The 19477-nt window shown below is 64.5% G+C and carries 17 protein-coding genes; 6 read left to right on the forward strand and 11 right to left on the reverse strand.

Annotated features, from left to right (window positions below; translation table 11 throughout):
- Window positions 1-15 precede the first annotated feature (15 nt).
- The 4 genes from ACTJK6_RS14450 to ACTJK6_RS14465 form a co-directional block, all read right to left on the reverse strand.
- Window positions 16-1491, reverse strand: a complete 1476-nt coding sequence (locus tag ACTJK6_RS14450; RefSeq protein WP_316869954.1) for a PelD GGDEF domain-containing protein — start codon at window positions 1489-1491, stop codon at window positions 16-18.
- A complete protein-coding gene (locus ACTJK6_RS14455; RefSeq protein ID WP_232040675.1) occupies window positions 1491-2051 on the reverse strand; it encodes a DUF4136 domain-containing protein in 561 nt (186 codons plus the stop codon). Before ACTJK6_RS14455 ends, ACTJK6_RS14450 begins: the two co-directional genes overlap by 1 nt.
- 69 nt (window positions 2052-2120) lie before the next feature.
- On the reverse strand, window positions 2121-6152 hold the full coding sequence (locus ACTJK6_RS14460) for a tetratricopeptide repeat protein (protein ID WP_440839435.1): 4032 nt from the start codon (window positions 6150-6152) through the stop codon (window positions 2121-2123).
- Entirely contained in the window at window positions 6139-8976 is a 2838-nt protein-coding gene (locus tag ACTJK6_RS14465) for a bifunctional glycoside hydrolase 114/ polysaccharide deacetylase family protein (RefSeq protein ID WP_440839436.1), read from the reverse strand. The genes ACTJK6_RS14460 and ACTJK6_RS14465 overlap by 14 nt, the downstream gene beginning before the upstream one ends.
- A 485-nt stretch (window positions 8977-9461) precedes the next feature.
- Here ACTJK6_RS14465 and ACTJK6_RS14470 point away from each other — a divergent pair, with 485 nt between their 5' ends.
- Window positions 9462-10769 carry a hemolysin family protein gene (locus tag ACTJK6_RS14470; RefSeq protein WP_440839437.1) on the forward strand — a complete coding sequence of 436 codons (1308 nt, stop codon included), beginning with the start codon at window positions 9462-9464 and terminating at the stop codon, window positions 10767-10769.
- Here the strand turns inward: ACTJK6_RS14470 and ACTJK6_RS14475 are convergent.
- The 3 genes from ACTJK6_RS14475 to ACTJK6_RS14485 form a co-directional block, all read right to left on the reverse strand.
- The gene (locus ACTJK6_RS14475) at window positions 10766-11194 is read right to left on the reverse strand and encodes a carboxymuconolactone decarboxylase family protein (RefSeq protein ID WP_232040679.1); all 429 of its coding nucleotides are present in this window, start codon (window positions 11192-11194) and stop codon (window positions 10766-10768) included. The two genes, ACTJK6_RS14470 and ACTJK6_RS14475, sit on opposite strands and share 4 nt — an antisense overlap.
- Window positions 11097-11654: a MerR family transcriptional regulator gene (locus tag ACTJK6_RS14480; protein WP_232040680.1), complete on the reverse strand. Its 558-nt coding sequence runs from the start codon at window positions 11652-11654 to the stop codon at window positions 11097-11099. The genes ACTJK6_RS14475 and ACTJK6_RS14480 overlap by 98 nt, the downstream gene beginning before the upstream one ends.
- 139 nt (window positions 11655-11793) lie before the next feature.
- A complete protein-coding gene (locus tag ACTJK6_RS14485) occupies window positions 11794-12018 on the reverse strand; it encodes a signal peptidase (RefSeq protein WP_232040681.1) in 225 nt (74 codons plus the stop codon).
- Between the two features lie 403 nt (window positions 12019-12421).
- Here ACTJK6_RS14485 and ACTJK6_RS14490 point away from each other — a divergent pair, with 403 nt between their 5' ends.
- Window positions 12422-12694: a hypothetical protein gene (locus ACTJK6_RS14490; protein WP_004631175.1), complete on the forward strand. Its 273-nt coding sequence runs from the start codon at window positions 12422-12424 to the stop codon at window positions 12692-12694.
- A gap of 64 nt (window positions 12695-12758) precedes the next feature.
- Here ACTJK6_RS14490 and ACTJK6_RS14495 read toward each other — a convergent pair whose 3' ends face one another.
- Window positions 12759-13031, reverse strand: coding sequence for a hypothetical protein (locus ACTJK6_RS14495; RefSeq protein ID WP_440839631.1), 273 nt, complete (start codon window positions 13029-13031; stop codon window positions 12759-12761).
- Between ACTJK6_RS14495 and ACTJK6_RS14500 the strand changes: the two genes are divergently transcribed.
- Window positions 12928-13707, forward strand: a complete 780-nt coding sequence (locus ACTJK6_RS14500; RefSeq protein ID WP_260802248.1) for a MipA/OmpV family protein — start codon at window positions 12928-12930, stop codon at window positions 13705-13707. The two genes, ACTJK6_RS14495 and ACTJK6_RS14500, sit on opposite strands and share 104 nt — an antisense overlap.
- 327 nt (window positions 13708-14034) lie before the next feature.
- Window positions 14035-14475, forward strand: a complete 441-nt coding sequence (locus tag ACTJK6_RS14505; RefSeq protein ID WP_232040683.1) for a hypothetical protein — start codon at window positions 14035-14037, stop codon at window positions 14473-14475.
- A gap of 86 nt (window positions 14476-14561) precedes the next feature.
- Here ACTJK6_RS14505 and ACTJK6_RS14510 read toward each other — a convergent pair whose 3' ends face one another.
- Both ACTJK6_RS14510 and pedF read right to left on the reverse strand, forming a co-directional pair.
- A complete protein-coding gene (locus ACTJK6_RS14510; protein WP_440839438.1) occupies window positions 14562-15443 on the reverse strand; it encodes a substrate-binding periplasmic protein in 882 nt (293 codons plus the stop codon).
- A 97-nt stretch (window positions 15444-15540) separates the two neighbouring features.
- A complete protein-coding gene (pedF, locus tag ACTJK6_RS14515; RefSeq protein WP_232040685.1) occupies window positions 15541-16026 on the reverse strand; it encodes a cytochrome c-550 PedF in 486 nt (161 codons plus the stop codon).
- Between the two features lie 265 nt (window positions 16027-16291).
- On the opposite strand from pedF, the gene ACTJK6_RS14520 reads away from it, so the two are divergent.
- On the forward strand, window positions 16292-18310 hold the full coding sequence (locus tag ACTJK6_RS14520) for a sigma-54-dependent Fis family transcriptional regulator (RefSeq protein WP_232040686.1): 2019 nt from the start codon (window positions 16292-16294) through the stop codon (window positions 18308-18310).
- On the opposite strand, the gene ACTJK6_RS14525 is transcribed toward ACTJK6_RS14520, so the two are convergent.
- A complete protein-coding gene (locus tag ACTJK6_RS14525; RefSeq protein ID WP_440839439.1) occupies window positions 18296-19240 on the reverse strand; it encodes an alpha/beta fold hydrolase in 945 nt (314 codons plus the stop codon). The two genes, ACTJK6_RS14520 and ACTJK6_RS14525, sit on opposite strands and share 15 nt — an antisense overlap.
- A gap of 102 nt (window positions 19241-19342) precedes the next feature.
- Here ACTJK6_RS14525 and pqqA point away from each other — a divergent pair, with 102 nt between their 5' ends.
- On the forward strand, window positions 19343-19417 hold the full coding sequence (gene pqqA / locus ACTJK6_RS14530; RefSeq protein ID WP_009277446.1) for a pyrroloquinoline quinone precursor peptide PqqA: 75 nt from the start codon (window positions 19343-19345) through the stop codon (window positions 19415-19417).
- Window positions 19418-19477: the final 60 nt, after the last annotated feature.

Consider the following 19477-nt stretch of genomic DNA (forward strand, 5'->3'; position numbering starts at 1 on the left):
CATGCCTATGCGCCCCTATGCATCGAGATGGCAGCGCGAGAGGAAGCGCTGCAGCGCTTCGCCCGGATGCTCGCCGGTCACATGCAACGTCTGCACGCTGATGTGCCCGCCCTCGAAATCGACGCCGAACTGCGCGCGCAGGCTGTCTTCAATGCGCACCAGATAGGCCGACACGGCACCCGCGCCCGACAGCGGCATCAGCGTGATGATGGCGCGGCGGTTCTTGCCGCTTGCCTGCCAGACAACATCCAGCGCACGGCGGCTGCGCACCACGCTCTCGAACAACGCGTCGCTGGCCTCGTCCTGGTGGAAGATAAGCGCCACCACCGACGAATCGATACCGGTGTCGCGATGCAGGCGTGCCAGCCGCCCGAGGTCGAGCGCGAATTCGTACGGCGCATCGGGCACGAGATCGAGAATCTCGGAGCTGACGGTGAGGTGGCGCACGCCGTCGGCGTAGTAGCCAAGCAGCACGAGCAGGAACTGCAGGTTCTCGTACGACAGCGAGAGGAACGGCATCTGATGCACGACCACCAGGCCGATCAGCTCATCCGCACCCGACAGCACGGGCGCGCACGCCACGTAGCGCGAGCTGTCTTCCGGGTTGTTCGCATTCCGCAGTTCGGGCGCCTGCGGGTGGCCCAGCGTGTGCGTGTCGATGCAATGGCGGATCAGCGGGTCATCGGCAACGATGTCGAACGGCGTGCCGACACGGGCCACCGGTTCGGTGTCGATGCGGTTGCCTGTCACGCGCACCATGGCCGCCACTTCCAGCTGGCAGGCCTGTGCCGTCCATTGCAGGAACGGCTCGGCGCCGGGCAGTTGCGCCACGTCAGGCGCGTTCTCGGCCGTGCCATGCTCGCGCGCGGCCAGCGCGATATTGCGCAACTGCGTGAGCGTGTCGCGCAGCGTGGTCGGCTTGGCCAGCAGGTCGTTCTCCAGGCGCTCGTGCGAGAGGCGCAGCAGGAAGTGGTTCTTGGTGAGCGCTGCCAGCCGGTCGTTCAGATAGCCATTGACCGTGCGGGCGCGAGACAACCGCGCGCCCCAGATGTCGCCGTACTGCCCGCCAACCAACACCAGCATCAGACCGCCCAGGAAATACATGCGCGGGAAGCTGCCGGCAGCGGCCGTCTGTCCGTAGAACACGGCCCAGGCGCCCAGCACCACCAGCGCGGCCAGCGCGCCGAGCAGCGTGCCGTAGCGCAGCGCCAGGATGAGCGGCACCAGCCAGATCCACGGAAAGCCGTAGCCGAGCAGCAGCGGGTTGTCGGGCGAGAACAGCCAGACGACGCCAATGGCCACCACCACCGCGCCCAGCGTTTCGAGCACGGCGCTCGGGCTGGACACGGCGGGCGCAATCAGGCGCCCATACCAGGTCGACGCGCCAATGCCCTGCGCGTTGCGCCGCCGCTCAGTTCGCCCACCCTGGCCGCGCGCATCGGCGGCGGCGCGGCCGGCCGATTGGGCGGAACCTGCGGACTCGGTCTTCATCAGCCCCGGCCCAGCGGCGACAGCAGCTCGCGCAGCAGCTTCTGCGCCACCGCCGACACGGCATCACGGCTCCAGCCGGTGCGGCTGCCGGCTGCGCTCCAGATCACGTTGCCGGTCTGCACGTCAATCACTTGCAGCGTGATGCCGACAGCGGGCTCGCCATCCACGCCGACCTTGTAGCGCCATTCATCCACGGCGCCGGTCAGGGCATAGCGGGCTTTCTCGCCGCGCGCCCAATCCAGCGCACGCGCCACGGCCTCGCGCTCGGCGGGCTCGAACAGCGATTCGCTGTTCAGGTTGGCCGGATACTGCTTGAGGTTGGAGAAGCCGCGCGCCTTCAGGATGCTGGCCGCGATCGTCTCTGCACGCAGGCCGGCCTGCGGCGTTTCTGTGTAATTGGCGATGGGCAGCACCACCCACGCGTCAGACGCGCTGGTTGCCGGTGCACGGCCGCTGTCGACCACCGCGCAGGCGGACAACACAAGCGCCGCACCAACGCCTGCTGCCATGGCCAGCCAGCGCCGGCGGCCGGCCTTCATCTTGTGGATCAAGGGTGTCATCGCGTTCTCCCTGGAGTCTTCCGTTGTGTGCTTCATGTCGTTCTTTCCCCGTTGCTTTGTTCTTGCTTGTCAGTAGAGCCACCGGTAGCGCAGGCCGATCTCCGTCAGCGGCGATGTACCCGCGCGCGTAATCGACTGGTGCTCGATGTACAGCGCCAGATGGTCGTTGCCAAACACGCTGCCTGCCACGCCAAGCTGGGCCTGCACGCCCCACCCTTCGCGGTTGTCATGCAGCATGCCCGCATCCATGAAGGGCCGCCATGCGCGCGTGTAGCGGTCCAGATAATCCGTGCCGAAGCCGAACAGCATGCCGAACTGGTTGAACGAGCGTGGCATGATCTGGTCAACGTCCGGTGCGGCGCCCGAAGGAAGCAGGCGAGCCATCAACGGGCTGACCGTGCCCGATGCGTTGTAGCGTGCGACGGTACCAACCACGCGGATCGTGTAGTCCGGATATTCCACCCGGAAGCGGTGGCCGATTTCACCATCGAACACCATGCCGCTGCCGAGGAACAAGCGATCCTGTCCGTAGAAGCGGTCGCCTTCCACACGGGCGCGCACGTATTCGCTTTGTGTGAGGCGCCAGTTGTTGCCGATCGAGAACAGATCCTTCACGCCGCCCACACGCAGTTGCGGCGTTTCATTGGCCGGCTGGTTGCGGCCAATCGACAGTTCGGTGCCCACCGGCCCTACCTGCCCCAGCAGACCATCCAGCCGGAACGCGTAAAGCGAGCCCAGCCCCTGGCGCCAACCCACCGTGCCCTTCCACTGCGTGTTCTGCGTCTGGTATTGCGAGACCCAATCCACCTGCCGATCCTGCGCGGGCACGCCGGTCAACTGCGTATCGTCGGTCGAGCGCTGGTTCCGCTGGGTGGCGCGCACCAGCATGCTGTAGTGGTCGGTCAGGCGAATGCCGGCGGCGGCGCTGGTCTCGAAGTACGTCAGCGGTGCCTGCTTGAACCACGTCTCGCGCGGCTCTAGCGCCTGCGCATTGGTCAGCAGCGTCTCCTGCACACGTTCGTGCAGTTGCGCGTCATCGGGCGCGGTGGTCAGCCCTTCAAACGACAAACGCTGCGCCTCGCCCAGGCGGTCCGTCATTACATTGGCATCGATGCGGTTGTAGAGCGGAATGCGGTCAGGCGTGTCGTCAAGCAGCCGGTTGAGCGTCTGCAGATCGCGCTCGGCCAGGGCAATGGAGATTTCGGCATAGGCCGGGCGCGTCATGCGGCGCGTGTACTGCTGCAGCAGCCACGCGCGCGCCAGATCATTCGCCTCCTGCGAGAGCGCCCAGCCCAGTGCGGCTTCTTTCGCCACGGCGGAAACAAGCTGATCGCTCACGCGGGCCTGCTTGCGCTTGTCGGCGGGAGTCTGGGGCGGCTCGGGCGGCAACGTGTCGATATCGCCCAGCTCCGATTTCTGCACAGCGGCGCTGCCGCCTTCGCGGGCCTGCCGCGTGGCGCGGCGGTCATCGCGCAGCAGTTCGATCAGCAGACGCTGCGACAGGTCGCCAGACCCGAACGTCTGCGCCAGTGAAACGCGCCGGGCACGCAATTCAGCGCGTGCATCTTCTTCCAGCGGCGCCGCGTCGCCATCGCCCACCGTGACGCGCGTGCCTACGCGGCGCCCCGCGGGCGGGTTGGCCTTGCCTTTGCCTGTCGTGTCTTCAGCGCGCCACAGCAACCACCACGCTTCGCGGCGCAGCGCCCAGGCAGCATCGGCCTGACCGGCCATTTCGCGGGCATCGGCATAGGCCAGCAACCAGAGCGGATCGGTCTGCATCGACTTGCCCTGGCGGCCCAGGAAGCGCAGCGCCAGGTTGGCGTCAAACAGCTGCAGGCCGGCGGCAGCGTAGGCGCCCCAGTACGCGGAATCGTTTTCGGCCTCGCCACGCCAAAGCGCCAATGCGCGCTTGAGTTCGGCGTTCTGACCGGAATCCAGCAGGCCCCAGAGGAAGGCGGCCTTCACATCGCTGCCCGCATCAGGCAGCGACACAGCGCGCCGCAAATCACGCATGGCGGCATCCCACTGACCGCTCTGGCGGAAATACTCTGCGCGCGCGCCCAGCACGCCGGCGGATTGCTCGGCCGCTTTGCGCTGTTCTGGCGTGAGGGAGGCCAGCAACCCATCGATGCGGCGGAAGGCGCGCGCACGCGTGTAGTAGTAGATGGCCTGCTGCAGGTGAACCATCGTGCCGTCCTTGCGGAAGGCAAGTTCAGCCAGACGACCAGCATCGATGGGGCTGGCGTCGTAGAAGTCGATCATCGTTGTCAGATCGTCTGGCTCAGCCTTGCCGCCGATCAGCAACTGTCGATACGCCTCACGCGACAGATCATCACGCTGGTTCAGACGCGCGAGCTGGGCGAAGGTCCGCCAGTAGAGGTCATCGGATGGCTTGGCCACCTTGTCCGCGGCCTGCATGGCGGCAAGCGCCTGCGCGAACTGCCCGCGCACGTACAGGATGTTCGCCAGCTTGAGCGCGTACTGCGCGTTGGGACCGAACTCCTTCTGCAAACGCACGTAGGTGTCGTAGGCCTGATCGTCTTTGCCTGCGCGCTCGGCCAGATTGGCATAGCGCTCCAGCACCACCTGGCGATGCGGCCCGCGCGCGATGCTGTTCAGGTAGGCCAGCCCTTCCACGGGTTCGCCCAGGCGCTCGTATGCCGCGATGATCTGGTCGAGCAACTTCATGTCGCCCGGGTTGCGGCTTGCCTGGTAGCGCAGCCCCGCCAGATAGGCGTGGTCTTCATTGAGCGCGGGCGCCAGACGCAATACATGGTGCCAGGCCGCGTCATCCCCAGTGGATTGCGCGTACGCCAGCCAATAGTTCAACGCCGCCATCGGTTGGCGGTTCCACTCGGCCACCTGCGCGGCACGTTCGGTCCAGATTTTCAGATCGGGGCGTTGGCGCACGGCGGCCTCGGCCACGCGCATGGCATCGTTCAGATTGCCGCTGCCCATGAACACCTGGAATGCGAGGTCGTAGTCTTCGGCATTGAACGGGGCGATCCCGCGTGCAATAGCCTGTGCGCCCGACGGTTGCGCTGGCGAAGCTGCATCGTCAGCCTTGTTCTGCTTATCCGCTACGGGGCGAATGCGCGCAGCGTGGCGCTGACGACGCGCCAGGCCTTCCGGGCCATCCATGAACACCAGGTCTGCGGGACTTGGCAGTGGTTCAGGCCGGCCCGCGAATGCCCAGTCATGACGGGCGACACCGGAGGCCAAGGCAACACCCTCCCCCGCCTGATGCCACGACAGCCGCAGCAGGCGCCGCGCGTATTGGTCTGCCAGATCCGGCCGGTTACATGCCATCGCCAGGCGCGTGAGAAAGCGCAGCGTTTCGGTATCGTCGATCAGTGGACCCACGCGGCGTTGCGCTTCCGTCATGGCGTCGTCGAGCAGGTTGCCAGCCTGCAGTGCCTTCAACCCTGCAATGAAGTAGCGGCGCTGTTCGTCGAGCGACTTGGCGGTGGCCTGCGCAGCAAAGTTGGCAGCGGCAGCGGCGCGGTATTCGCCCACGCCCAGCGCAATCTCAGCAGTACGCGCCTGCCATTGCGCGGCGCGCGCCACGTCCTGTTTTGCCAGACGTTGATAGAACTGGATGGCAATCGCCCCCTGATCCAAGCCACGCGACTTGGCGGCGAGCATCTCCAGCTCGGCCGCAGTCCAGCGATAGTCCAGCGCCTGCTTGAGCAGACCACGCAGGTCGACCAGCATGGCGGCGCGTTGCGGATCGTTCGGTTGCAGCGCGTAGGCGCGTTGCTCCCGGATGGCGATATCCAGCAGCAGCGCTTCACGGTCGAGCGTCTTGTCGTGCAGCGCGCGCATGCGAGCGACCATGGCTTCGGCTTCTGCCAAGCGGCCCGTGCGCACGTACTGGGCAGCCAGCACACTCAAGAACTCGCCGTCGTTCGGGCGCACGCGCAGCCACGCTTCCAGGTAGGCCACCGACAGCGCATCGACCTTGCCGCCCTCCAGCAGGCGCGCCTCCAGACGTTCGCGGGGGAACATCAAGGCGAGCGCCAGCCCGATCAGCGCACCCAGGGTACCGATCAGCCAGGCTGGCAGCAGCCGTTCACGCGGGGTCAGGTCAGCAGACCACATCGATACGTTGGTAGGTCACGGTTTGCGCAGCAGCTCCTGTCAGATCGACACGCACGGTGTTGTCTTGCGCACGGGCGGTGCGCGCTGGGTTGCCGTTGACCTTCACACGGCAGGCACCTGCATTGGCCAGACGAACAAACGGCTTGTAATAGCCGCCTGCCTCAAAACTCAACGCATTTCCGTTTCGTGCGAAATCGCGCACAAAGGCAGCGGCTTCAGCAATGTACGCCGGCTTGGCCGACTCCGCCCCAGGTGCGAGCGTAAAGCGTGCGGCACCGTCATCAAGATGGATATAGATGCCGCCGGCGGCCTTGTCATATCCGACCACCCCCTGCGCATCCGCCATGCGCGGCGTACCGGGTGCCATCCAGCGCAGCTCGCGCAGATCGCCATCGCCGCGCACCACCCAGGTGTTGTCGTCACCGACTTCTCGGGCGATGGCCATGTTGCGGAAGTCCAGCACCTTGACCACATACTCGGTCGAATAGATCGGGAACACGGGCTGCGACAACGCGTAGTCATAGACCTTCTTCAAGGCCTTGAGCGACGCAAGCTTGGTGCCCGAATACATGTGGTAGTAGATGTTGATCGGCTTGAAACGATACGGCGTGTCCGTCAACTGCAGCGTTTCAATCAGGCGATCGAAACCATAGAACGGTCCGGTCCAATCGTTTGTATAGACGTTCTCGTTCTGGTTTGGCGCGAACACCTGGTAAGCCCCTGGGCCCTTGTCGATGCCCAGCGGCGCAATCTCCGTCCATGATGGCGAACTGCGCGTGATGGTGGTATCGCCCCCGTTCAGGTTGAGCACGCCTGCGTCCCACGCCATGCGCACGGCAATCCCGGGAGGCTGGCAGTCGCCCGACCACTGCAGGAGCTTCACGCGCTTGCCGGGCGGGGCCAGACGCTCGTTGATGTAGTTGATCGAGCCCGCTATCTCGCGATCCAGGCTGAACTTGTAGCCCGGAATGGACAGCGTGAATGCGGTGTCGCCACCGCCCTTGTCCGCACCCGGGCCTTCCTTGGCCCGATCAGCGGCCGCGCCGGGCACGGTGCGGCTCCAATCAAACGGGTGCGAATAAGTATGGGTGCCCAGCTCGACATACGGCAGCGCGAACATCTGGCGCGCAATTGCTTCCAGGCGCGGCGTCAGCTTGGGGTAAAGCCCGCTTGCGCCCACCTCGCCTTCGATGATCGACAGCGTTGTCGGGATGCGGTACTTCTCCCACACGTCCTGCAGCAGCACCTCGCCGGAATATTCGGGGCCGGGAAACTCGGCGCGCGAGGCAAAGCCGTCGCCATCCACGTGCACGAGCATAAGCCGGCGGCCGTTTTCAGAGGTCACATCGGGGATCGGCATGTCTGGCAGCGCCAGCGCGCGGCGCAGGAACTCGATCGGCTGGACGACCCAACGCGCCTGCTCAACGGTGTCCATGGAGAACACCGCGTACGGATTCAGTACGTAGCCGCCCCAATCGGTAATGGCAGCGGCATCAAACTCAAAGTTGCCCGACTTCAGCCGCAGCAGCGACTGCCCATTCGCGCTCACCTTGATCGGCTGGGCTTCACGGCGCTCCGGCTGGGGCGCCATCTCAAAACCCATCATCTTGTGTTGCGACACCACCGACAGCGGCCCGCTGGCACGCCCGCGCACGAGCTGCAGCTTGAACATGTCGGCCATGCTGCCGTCCACCGGCAGGCCGAACTGGTTCAGGAAGGCGATGTGCACGCCGTCATGAATACGTTGCCGCACCCACGACGACAGCGCCGCCACCTGCTTGATCGGACTGGTGTTCACCCACACCACCACGCCGGCGTAGCGGTCGGGTGGTACCGAAGCGGGCAGCGGCTTGTTGATGTCGGCGTACTCGACGTCGTAGCCAAGAAAATTGAGCGGCGTGGCCACGAAGCGCACGCCCTCGCTGGTGTCGATGGTGGTACGCGGGTCGCGGTCCTGCAGGATCAACACCTTGCGCGGTAACACCTCGATGCGCCCCACGCCAATGGTCGACAGGTCGGGATCGGTCACGTACGGCACCACGCCCTGCGCCTTGATGCGCTTGGCCGTTTCGCGTGCACAGGCACGGTCGGTCGGCGGGCAGTAGTCGATGGCAATGACGGGCAGGTGATAGTCGTCGCGAATCTGGCGTACATGGCCCATCAGCCATTCGCGGTCCGCGTCGCTCACGTCCTTGTACTGCTTGCTGCCCTGGTCCCAGCCGCGATACAGCGATTCAAACGCCACCGCATACGCTTGGTCGTGCACCTGCGGCAGGATCTCAAACCCGCGGTTGAAGATCAGCTTGGCGTCCGGATAGCGCGCCTTGATGGCGCGAATCACCCGCACCATGCCGGCCTCCTGCGCCGCGCGCGAGGCGTCGTCCTTGGCCACCAACTGATAAGAGTCGAGCGTATCGAGGAAAAAGCCACGGTAGCCCTTGTCCCACAGCGGCTTGATGACGTGTTCGACATAAAACGCCGGCCACTCGGGCTGGGCCTGGTCTACCACGCGCGAGGCCCACGCCGCGTTGCGGCCCAACAACCAGGCCTTGGGTAATTCCTTGTACCAGCTGCGCTCAGGTGTGACCTCGCCCACGCTCACATAGGCGTACCACTGCGTCTTGGGTGTCTTGAACTGCGATGGATCGAACCCGTGGTCGGGTTCCACCACCACCGCATCGAAGGCGCGCAACTGCGCCACGGGCGGTTTGTCGCCGTAGTACCACGCGATGTTCGGCGCGCTGGCCGAGACGGAAGATGTAACCGCAGACGCACCGGATCCGGTGGTGGCAGACGTTTGTTGCGCAAACGTCGTACAAGGCATCGATACGGTGGCTGCAATAAGAAAGCCTGCCAACCGTGCGATCGTCCCTGCCGTATTCCCCCGTTTCCCCCCGGTGCGCCGCTGTAAACGGCTGAGAACCCACATGAACTGATACTCCGCTATGCAACTGAGTGCATGAATGAGGCCGATCTGCGCCGGCGCTGAAGATCGGCCCCTGTGGCGGCGCCGTCCCGGAACTGCTGTTTTTCTTCCCGGTCGCCGCCCGCAAACGCAGGCCCCGCAAGGCATACCGAGATAATGTGTCCGAACGTCAAGTATCGCCGATGCCATGGGTACACCGCAAACCACATTTTTGATGGCCGTATACCCCTCTCGGACATAAACAATTGTTTGAGATCAATCGCGCATGCCGTGGTTTGACAAAGCATTCAGGGCTGCACCATGATCATTCGGAGCCACATTCCACGCGACCGTGCAGTTGTCGCTGCGCAACGACGCGACTTGCCCGGACGGCCCCCGCCATCATGTCCGCCCTCATCCTTGCCCTGCTGATCCTGATCAGCGCCTTTTTTTCTGCTTCCGAAATCGCCCTCACGGCATCGCGGCGCACCCGCCTGCAAACCCTGGCCGACGACGGCGACACCCGCGCCCTGCGCGTGCTGCAACTCAAGGACATGCCAGGCAACTTCTTCACCGTGGTGCAAATCGGGGTGAATGCGGTGGCCATCCTGGCCGGTGTCATCGGCGACAGCCAGATCTCGGGGCCGCTCGCCGCAGGGCTGAGCGAGTGGCTGCCTGCCGCCCGCGCCGAACGGATCGGCAGCATCGCCGGCTTCATCATCGTGACGGCGCTGTTCATTCTCTTTGCCGACCTGCTGCCCAAGCGCCTGGCCGTGCTTTACCCCGAGCGCTGCGCCCTGTCGGTCATCGGCCCGATGCAGTCGTGCCTGCGCGCACTGCGGCCGGTGGTGTGGCTGTTCAATGGGGCGGCCGACATGTTCCTCAAGCTGTTTGGCGTACCGACACACCGCGTCGACCAGATCACCACCGAAGACATCGCGGCCATGGTGGGTGCGGGTGCAGAGGCCGGCGTGCTGCGTAAGCACGAGCTGGCCATGATCGAAAACGTGTTCGAGCTGGAATCGCGCACCATCACCTCGGTGATGACCGTGCGCGACGAGGTGATCTACTTCACGGTGGACGAGCCGCTGGAGTCGATCAAGATGAAGATCATTGCGCAGCCGCACGCCGAATATCTCGTCTGCCGCGAAGACATCGACTCGGTGCTCGGCTTCATCGCGTCCAAGGACATCCTGCAGCAGATCCTGTCGGACGAGTCGTCCGCCGTGATCCGCAACATCAGCAAGCACTACGACAAGAATCTGCTGGTGCTGCCAGACACGCTCAATCTGTCGCAAGCGCTCACGCGCTTTCGCGAGATGCACGAGCGCTTTGGCGCGGTCGTCAACGAATACGGGCTGGTGGTGGGTGTTGTGACACTCGACGACATTGTCGGCGCGGTGATGGGCGACATCCTGTACCTGGGCGAGGACGAGCAGATCGTGCGCCGCGATGACGGCTCATGCCTGATCGACGGTGTCACGCCGCTGGGCGACGTCAAACGCGCCTTCGACCTCGACGACCTGCCCGGCGAACACCACGTCGAAACGCTCGCCGGGCTGGTCATCTACGCGCTCAAGCGCATTCCCAAGAAAAGCGAGACGGTCGACATCGGGCCGCTGCATATTGAAGTGCTCGACATCGACAATCACCGCGTCGATCAGTTGCTGGTGTCGCGGCGGATCGCCCCTCCGGCAGCGACCACGCCCTAGGCCTCGGCGTCGTGAGCGGCAAACACTTCCTTGGCGGCAAACATGCCGTTGAGCGCTGCCGGAAAACCCGCGTATAGCGCCATCTGCAGGATCGTCTCGGTGATCTCCGTGCGCGTGAGCCCCACGTTGAGCCCCGCCGCAATGTGCACCTTCAACTGCGGTGCCGCGTTGCCCAGCGCCGTGAGCGCGGCAATGGTGGCAATCTCGCGCTCGCGCAGCGTCAGGCCAGGGCGGCAGTAAACATCGCCAAACCCGAATTCGACGATGTAGCGGCCGAGGTCGGGCGCGATGTCGGCCATGGCCTCGACCACGCGTTCGCCGGCCACATCATCGACTTCCTTCAGCTTTAGCCAGCCCCGTGCGTAACGGTCGTCCTGCAGATTGGCGTGGTTTGCGGATTGGGCGGTGTGCGTGTTCGGTGTCATGCGCGTCCTCGTTCGGTTGGCGTTTCGGCTTGTGCTTCGATTTGAGAGATGAGGAAGCAGAGCCCTTCGCGCCTTCCGCGGCTTCAATCCGTGCCCGGATGCCGTCGTAGACAACGAGTTTGACGCGCAGCACGGCCAGCGTTTCGGCCCGCGCGCGCAGCTCCGCTTCCAGCGCCGCCGCATGCGATTCCAGCAGGCGTTGGCGCGCCGACACACTCTCCAGACTGTCGCCCTGCCGCCGCAGTGCGGCGTACGCCTGCATCTGCGCGATCGGCATGCCGGTATCGCGCAGGCGCAGCAGGAACTCGAGCCATCTCATGTCTTCGGTGCGGAAGACACGATGGCCGTTATCGCGCCGCTGCACGCTGTCGAGCAGGCCGATGCGCTCGTAATAGCGCAGCGTATGCGTCGACAGGCCGGTGGCTTCTGCAACTTGGGCGATGGTCAGGAATGTGGTCATGAACGGAGCTTAGAAGTTAGAGCGCACTCTAAGTCAAGCGACTTTAACGTGAATCTTTTCGGCTCGCACAAAACAAAGCGCCGGCTCCTTCTAGGAGGCCGGCGCTTCGGTGTGCAGAAAATCGGCGGGCTACAGCAGATCAGCCGCCCACGCCGTACGCGCTCTTGTCCTGATGCTTCGGACGATGGTCGCGTTTCTTTTTCTTCTTATGAAGTTGCGTTGCCTTTTCGCCTGCGGCAGGAGCCGACGCGGCGGGTGCCGGCGCGGCAGCGGCAGGTGCCGGAGCCGCTGCCGGTGCGGACGCCTGCGCAAACGCGCCGGCGCTGAAGACTGTAGCCACGAGGGCGGCCAGAAGCTTGTTCATCGTGTTGTCCTTATAGAAAAGACTGGTTTGTGGCGCTACCGGTATCGGATGGAGCGTGACCCATTGCGCTCCCACGCCCGCGATGCAATGCGCTGCCTGACATCGAAATGACCCACGCATCACCACCCAGTGTGGTGTACGCGTCAGCGGTTGTCCACCCGACGCCTGACGGTACGCCGATGCGCCGGGCCTGGCCTTGATGTGTCTCAACCCATCGCGACAGACATCGGACGCAGCGAAAACGACCTTGTTACGCGCGCTTACACCGTGGGCAGAACGCTTACAAACGGCGGTCAGCGCGCTCTCAATGTGAGACGTTTTTGGAGGCATGGATCGCAAATCGGACGAGATCCATGTATCTGGAGTCCCAATATCCCGCTTGTATCTGATTAAGGAGTCTCACATGAAAGTCGCTCAATCCCTGGCCGCTCTGATCGTTGCTGGTGCCTTCGCAGCCCCCGTGTTCGCAGCTGGCACCGCCTCCGCACCGGCCGCCGCACCCGCACCGGCGGCGACCGCTGCAGCGACGACCACCGATGCTGCTTCGGCACCGAAGGCTGAAGCCAAGCACGAGAAGAAGCACGCTCACAAGAAGGCCCACAAGGCTGCAGCCAAGTCGGAAGCCAAGACCGACGCTGCTTCGGCACCGAAGGCCGCTGCGCCCGCCAAGCAATAAGGCAGCCGCACCATGAAGAACGCCGGGACACTCCCGGCGTTTTTTTTGCCTGCTTGCCGACGCATCACTGCAGATGCGTCAGACGCTTCCTGCGTTCGCTCGTCATCCGGCATTCGGGCGGTTCCACTAGAATGGCGTGCCCGCCGTTTCCTTCGCTCACATTCGTTTCGAATTTCTGCTCGCTCATGCCGCTGTTTTCGCGCGCCCTGCCCCGCTTTGCGTTCTTCCTTCTGATGGCCATCGGCGCATTGAGCGGCATCGCCCGGGCACAGACAAGCCCCGCCGCCAACACGGAGAGCAACGCAAACAACAGCGCCGACGCCAGCGACTGGAGCATTGCTGTGGGCCCGGCGATTTACATGTCGCCCAAGTATCCGGGCGCAAAATCGAGCTTCGTGTTTCCGTGGATCGATCAGGAGATCGAGTACAAGCACCGATTCTTTTCCAAGGGGATGGACTTTGCGGGTGTGTACCTGGCGAACAACGACACGTGGCAGGTGGGCGGCAACTTCCAGTTCGACCCGACGTGGCGCCATGCGCATGACGACGCGCGCCTGAATGGTCTGGGCAACGTCAATGCCACGGTGCGCGCAAAGGCGTTTGCGCAGTACACGGTGTCGTTCCTCACGCTGTCCACCGATGCGGAGCAGGACATCCTCGGTAACCGCCAGGGGTTGATCGCCAACGCCGATGTCTACGCAAGCGCGCCGCTCGGCCGCTGGCTTTTCAGCCTTGGCACCGGCGTGTCATGGACGAACGGTCAGTACATGCGTACGTTCTTTGGCGTGGACGATGGGCAGAGCGCCCGTTCGGGCCTGCCGGTATTTGCCACGCATGCGGGGCTGCGCGACATCCACTTCAATGCCATCGTCACGTGCAAGCTCGATGATCGGTGGACGGCCAATGGCTCGCTCACGGTTGCGCGGTTGCAAGGAGATGCGGCGGATAGCCCGATCACGCAGCGCCGCCAGCAGACCACGGCCATGGCTTCGCTTACGTACCGGTTCCGCTGACAGGGCACCCCGGATCGGGCGCGGTGATGTGCGCAATCGCTTGCGCAGGCAGGTGACGTTTGCCTCGCAAACCTGTGCAAAGTAGGCAATCCGCTTATGAGACCAGAAGTTGGCCCGTGCGCCTCTCACCCAAACGGACCATGCTTCCTTTTCACAACAGGCATGCGCGTGGACTAGCGCAATCGCGCTGCTTTTTTTGCTAGTCTGTTTGGCAAGCGGCGATCACTTCCGATCAATGCGCGGGCAGTGAACGGTGTCTTCCCACCGGCGGCGGACACCGCAAGACAGGAGGGCTTGACCATGTTGCGGTGGATTGCAAACTGGGCCTTGAGCCACGCACCCTCTCCCGAGAAGCAGGCCGAACGCGCGCTAAGCGAATTGCGCATGGAGCTGTACCAGGCAGAGCAGCGCGTGATGGATGCTCAAATGCACGCGGACTATTACCGCGCACGTATCACGTTCCTGGAAGATGTCGTCAAGAAAGGCATCGAGCGCGTCTCCGACCAGCGCAAGGGCAAGCAGGAAAGCGCCCACGCATTGCGCGCCGGTCTCAAGTTCACGGCCGAGCTGTGGCGCGAATCGCAATCGCGCGACTCGCACATGCTCAAGCGCCGCACGGCAATGTCGTTCATCGACCCGCACGACGCACAGGCCGACGAATCGCACGCGCCGAAGATCCACCACTTCTCAAAGATCCCCGTGGATTCGGCGTTCGACGACAACGTGAGTGCGCTGCCCTCCAAGCACGCCGCGGCGGAGAAAGCATAGCGCGCGAGCTGGCCGGCGCGGCCAGCCCGCACGGCCAGCGCATCAGAGACGTCGACACGTTCGGCTCCGTGGGCGGGCAGTGGCGCCTACGGAGCCACCATCGACACGCCGTACTGCGCAAAGATGCGCTGCAGCTCGCCGCTGGCGCGCAGGGCATTGAGGGCGCTCTCCAGCTCCTGCGCCAGTTCACGTTGGTCCGCCTTGACGGCCATGCCGATCGCCCAGCCGCGGGCGGGCAGCAGGGGCGACTGCAGCTCGGTCGCCACAAAGCGTGTGGCAGATTGATTCTGCGTCTTCAGCGCACTTTCATATTGCGCCCGCGTCACCATTGCCGCGGCAATCTGGCCGGAGAACAGCGCACGTAGCGCCTCGTTGGCCTCCGGGTAGATCTTCACCTTGTCGCGCAGGGCGCCGTTGGCGCTGGAAAGCAGCGCGCTTGCGCCGCCCGATCCCTGCTCGGCGCCAGTCGCCTGGCCGGCGAGGTCTTCGAAACTGCTGACCTTGCGGACGCGCTCGCTGTCGTACACCAGCACGTAGCCTTCGCGAAGGTACGGCGCGAAGATCAGCACCTGCCCATTCTGGCGAATGAAATTCGGGTCGACCGGCACATGCAGCATCACGTCGGCCGGGCCGTATCCCAGGTAATGCCCCTTCCAGACCATATTGCGCAGGTCGCCCGACATGCCGTCGTCATCCGCATCAAAGGGCAGCAACGACGCCGACAGGCCCATCTGCTTGCCGAGCGCATTGGCAAGCGCCACATCAATGCCGCTGAATTGCCCCCCGACGTTATCGGAGAACGGTGGCAGGCCCTTGTACAGCGCGACCTTCAGGGCGCCGCTCTGGCGGATCTTCGCCATGTCGGCGTGTGCCGGCACGGCGCCCAACACCATGGCTGACGCGGCAAGCAGGAGGCAGGCAAGGCGGCGAAAAACTCCGGCCGCAGCCAACCGAAAACGGGCGTTCATGAGACATCTCCAGGCGGAAAAAAATGAGCGAGCCGATGCACACGAAGGCAGGGACAGCACCGGCTCGCCAAGCTGCCAACTGAGGCAGGCCGACCTACTAGTCCTGTACGCGGCGCGATTCCAGATACGTCTTGATCGCCCAGACCGCTTCCTGGGTCAGCACGCCTTCAAACGGCGGCATGTAGACACGGCCGTCTCGGGTGCGGCCGTGGCGGACGGTGGCTGTGAAGTATTGCGACACCTCGCCGTAGCAGGCTTCCTTCTTCTTGGCGTCGGCCAACGACATGCAGTCGGTGTCGAGCTTGCGCAGGTCGGGGGCGATCCCGCCCGAGATGGCCTCCAGCCCATGGCAGCGCGCGCAGTTCTGGTTGAACCCGGAGGAGCCGATCCGCAGCGCTTCGTCGTGTGCGGGACCGGTCCGGTATGGATTGTCCTGACGCCAATCGGCGCCGAGTTGCGGTAAGGTGTGCGTGTCTACGGCCTGCGGCGTGACATCGCCGTGAGCGGATGCGGTTGCGGGCAATCCCGCGGCCAGGAATGCGCAGGCAGAAAGCAGCGCGAGCAAGTTGCGAGGCGTTTTCAAGAGTGTCTCCTAGTTGTCGTTGAAACGATTTTTGGAGGCATTTCTGCAAGAGCCATACCAAGTCGAGAATCTGCCGGGAGACACCGCCAAGATCCGTCAAACGCTCCAGATATCGGAGGCATGGGTTGGCACAGGTGCTCAGGAATGCAACACCCTGGCAAGGGTCTTGCTTCATGGCGCAACACTTCCGGTTCGCTCCCTGGTTAAATGAAGCGATCCGGGCGACCCGCACACAGATTGCGGGCGAGGTTTTAGGAGACACACCATGACCCCTCACGCGGCAGCCGGCACGCGCGCTTCCGACAACGCCCCGGCCACGCTCGGTGACGCACCGCACGATCAGCCCGAACTGATCGCGCAATCGCACGAACGATCCAAGTCGTACGGCCTGCGGCCCTATGAATCGCCCGACTTCTGCCCGGTGCTGCATAACGAGCTGAAGACCGAGATCGAGCGCAGCCAGTCGCTGTTCACGCACGCGCTGCCCGTCATGGAGACGCTCTACAGCCAGATCGTCAACACGCAGAGCATGGTGATCCTGACCGACACGTCGGGCCTGATCCTGCATTCGATGGGCGACGACGATTTCCTGGCCCAGGCCAGCAAAGTGGCCCTGCAGCCGGGCGCGCTGTGGTCGGAAGCGAGCCGTGGCACCAACGCCATCGGCACGGCGCTGGCCGACGGCAAACCCACGCTGGTCCACGGCTCGGAGCACTACCTTGAGGCCAATCAGTTCCTCACCTGCTCGTGTGCGCCGATCTTTGATCCGTACGGCGCCACCGTGGGTGCGCTCGATGTGACGGGTGACCATCGTGGCTTCCACAAGCACACCATGGCGCTGGTGCGCATGTCGGCCCAGATGATCGAGAACCAACTGTTTGCCAACACGTTCCAGGACGTGGTGTGCATCCACTTCCACTCGCGCCCGGAATTCATCGGCACGCTGGTCGAAGGGATCGCGGCCTTCACGCCGGCGGGGCGCTTCCTGTCGGCCAACCGCAGTGGCGAGTTCCAGCTCGGCCTGTCGATCCGCGCGCTTCAAGCACATACCTTTTCGTCGCTGTTCGGGCTGTCGATGTCGCAGTTGATCGACCGGGAACGTACCGCGGCGGCAGGCATCGTGCAATTGCAGTTGCCCAGCGGCGTGAAGGTGTTTGCGCGCGTCGAATGGAAGCGGCCGGCCAACCGCATGGTGGGCGGCGCAATGGGCGCAGAACGTTCGACCGACCACGACACGGCGCCGCGCCGCGCCTACATCGAGCCATCCCGGCAACCGGCAAGCCTGGAGGCACTGGATACCGGCGACGCGCAGATCCAGACCGTGATCGGCAAGCTGCGCAAGGTCATCGGCAAGGACATTCCTGTCATGGTCCTGGGCGAAACCGGCACCGGCAAGGAACTGCTCGCGCGCGCCATCCATGCCGACAGCCCGCGCCATGCCGGCCCCTTCATCGCCGTGAACTGCGCGTCGATTCCGGAAGCGCTGATTGAATCCGAACTGTTCGGCTACGAAGAAGGCGCCTTTACCGGCGCGCGCAAGAAAGGCGGCATCGGCAAGATGGTGCTGGCCAACGGCGGCACACTTTTCCTCGACGAGATTGGCGACATGCCGCTGCACCTGCAGGCCCGCCTGCTGCGCGCGCTGCAAGAGCGTGCGGTGTCGCCGCTGGGCAGCAACAAGCTGATCCAGGTGGATGTGACCGTCGTGTGCGCGACCCACCGCAACATGCGCGAGATGGTGGCCAGCGGGCAGTTCCGCGAAGACCTGTACTACCGCCTCAACGGCCTGGTCGTGCGCCTGCCCGCACTGCGCGAGCGCACCGACCTCGACGTGGTGGCCGACAAGCTGTTGAAACTCGAACAGGCAGACGCGCCCCCCATCAGCGAAGCCGTGATGCAGATGTTCCGCAGCTACCACTGGCCCGGCAACATCCGCCAGCTCGGTAATCTGCTGCGCACCGCCCGGCTGATGGCCGAAGGCGCGCCGGAGATCACCGAAGACCATCTGCCCGACGATTTTCTTGAAGACTGGCAGGCGCGCCATGGCGACCAGCCGGCGGCAGACAACGCGGTGGCGCCGACAGCGGCTGTGCCGCCCGTCACTCAAAGCGTGGGCGGCTCCCAGCCCAAGCGGCTTGCCGATGTGGAAAGCATGACCATCATGGCGGCCGTGAAGGCGCACAACGGCAACATCTCCGCCGCTGCCAAGGCGCTCGGCATTTCACGCAACACGATCTACCGCAGGATCGACGAGGCAGGCGGTTTGCCCTCAGACACCGACTGACCACGCCGACGCACGGATGGCAGCGCCCAGCGCGTTCGCCATCTCCCCTACCGCCAGGTGCCCGCCCGGCACCCACACCAACCGCGCATGCGGTATCGCTGCAGACAATCGCAGCGCATTCCGGGGGTGGCAAACGTTGTCTTGCCGCCCATGCAGTAGCGTCACCGGCAATCCCCTCGCGCCGATACGCGCAGCCGCCCGCAGCAACGTAGCTTTCCCAAGCCCCGCCCGCCGATACAGGTAATGCGCCTGCAGCTGGTACTTGCGCGCCAGGGCCAGTTGGTTCTGCCAGGTTTGGCGACGCGGCTGCGGCCGCAGCCCCAACAGCCGATGCTCCGCACGCTGCCACGCACGGGCGATGTTCAATTTCTGAACAGTTGTACCAGGCTGCAACATGTCTGTTGCAACGAGAAGGCGACCACGGGCCGCGGGAAAACCCTCGCCGCGCGCGTCGACGTTCCGCAACAGATCACGACCGGCACCGCGCGCATTGAACAGCGCCTGCACATCGTCGAAACCGGTCAGGAAAGTGCCGCGCAGCACCAGCGCCGATACGGCATGGGGATAGCGATCGGCATAGGCCAGCGCCAGCGCCGCACCCCATGACCCGCCGACCACGCCCCAGCGCGCAATGCCAAATGCGGCGCGCAGTTGCTCAAGATCGGCCAGCAGTGCCGTCACCGTATTGCGCCGTAGCGTGCCGGCCGGTCGCGAGCGCCCTGCGCCGCGCTGGTCCGGCAACACGGCGCGATGCCGCAGCGGATCGAACCACGCGGCCATCGATGGCACGCAGCCGCTGCCCGGCCCGCCATGCAGCACCAGCCACGGTTCGCCGCTGTTAGGGCCGCATTGCCGCACATGCAAGCAGTGGCCGTCCGGCGCGCGCAGGTTGAAGCAGGTGGATGAGGTTGGCCAGTCGGAAGTGGGCATGGATGTTGCCTTGATGACGATGCGGCTACGCCGGCAAACGCCTGCACAGCCGCTGAACAACGCAGTGCACTCACTAACTATGCCAACCCTCAAGGAGGAGACATGAACTGGACGACGCCCGCCTATACCGAACTGCGACTCGGGTTCGAAATCACCATGTACATCGCCAACCGCTGATGCTGCGCGGCTGAGCACGCAAGGCTCCACGAGCCCGCCGGTTCTTCACGGCGGGCTTCT

This window comes from Ralstonia sp. 22086 (assembly GCF_052045975.1).
Lineage (GTDB): Bacteria > Pseudomonadota > Gammaproteobacteria > Burkholderiales > Burkholderiaceae > Ralstonia > Ralstonia wenshanensis.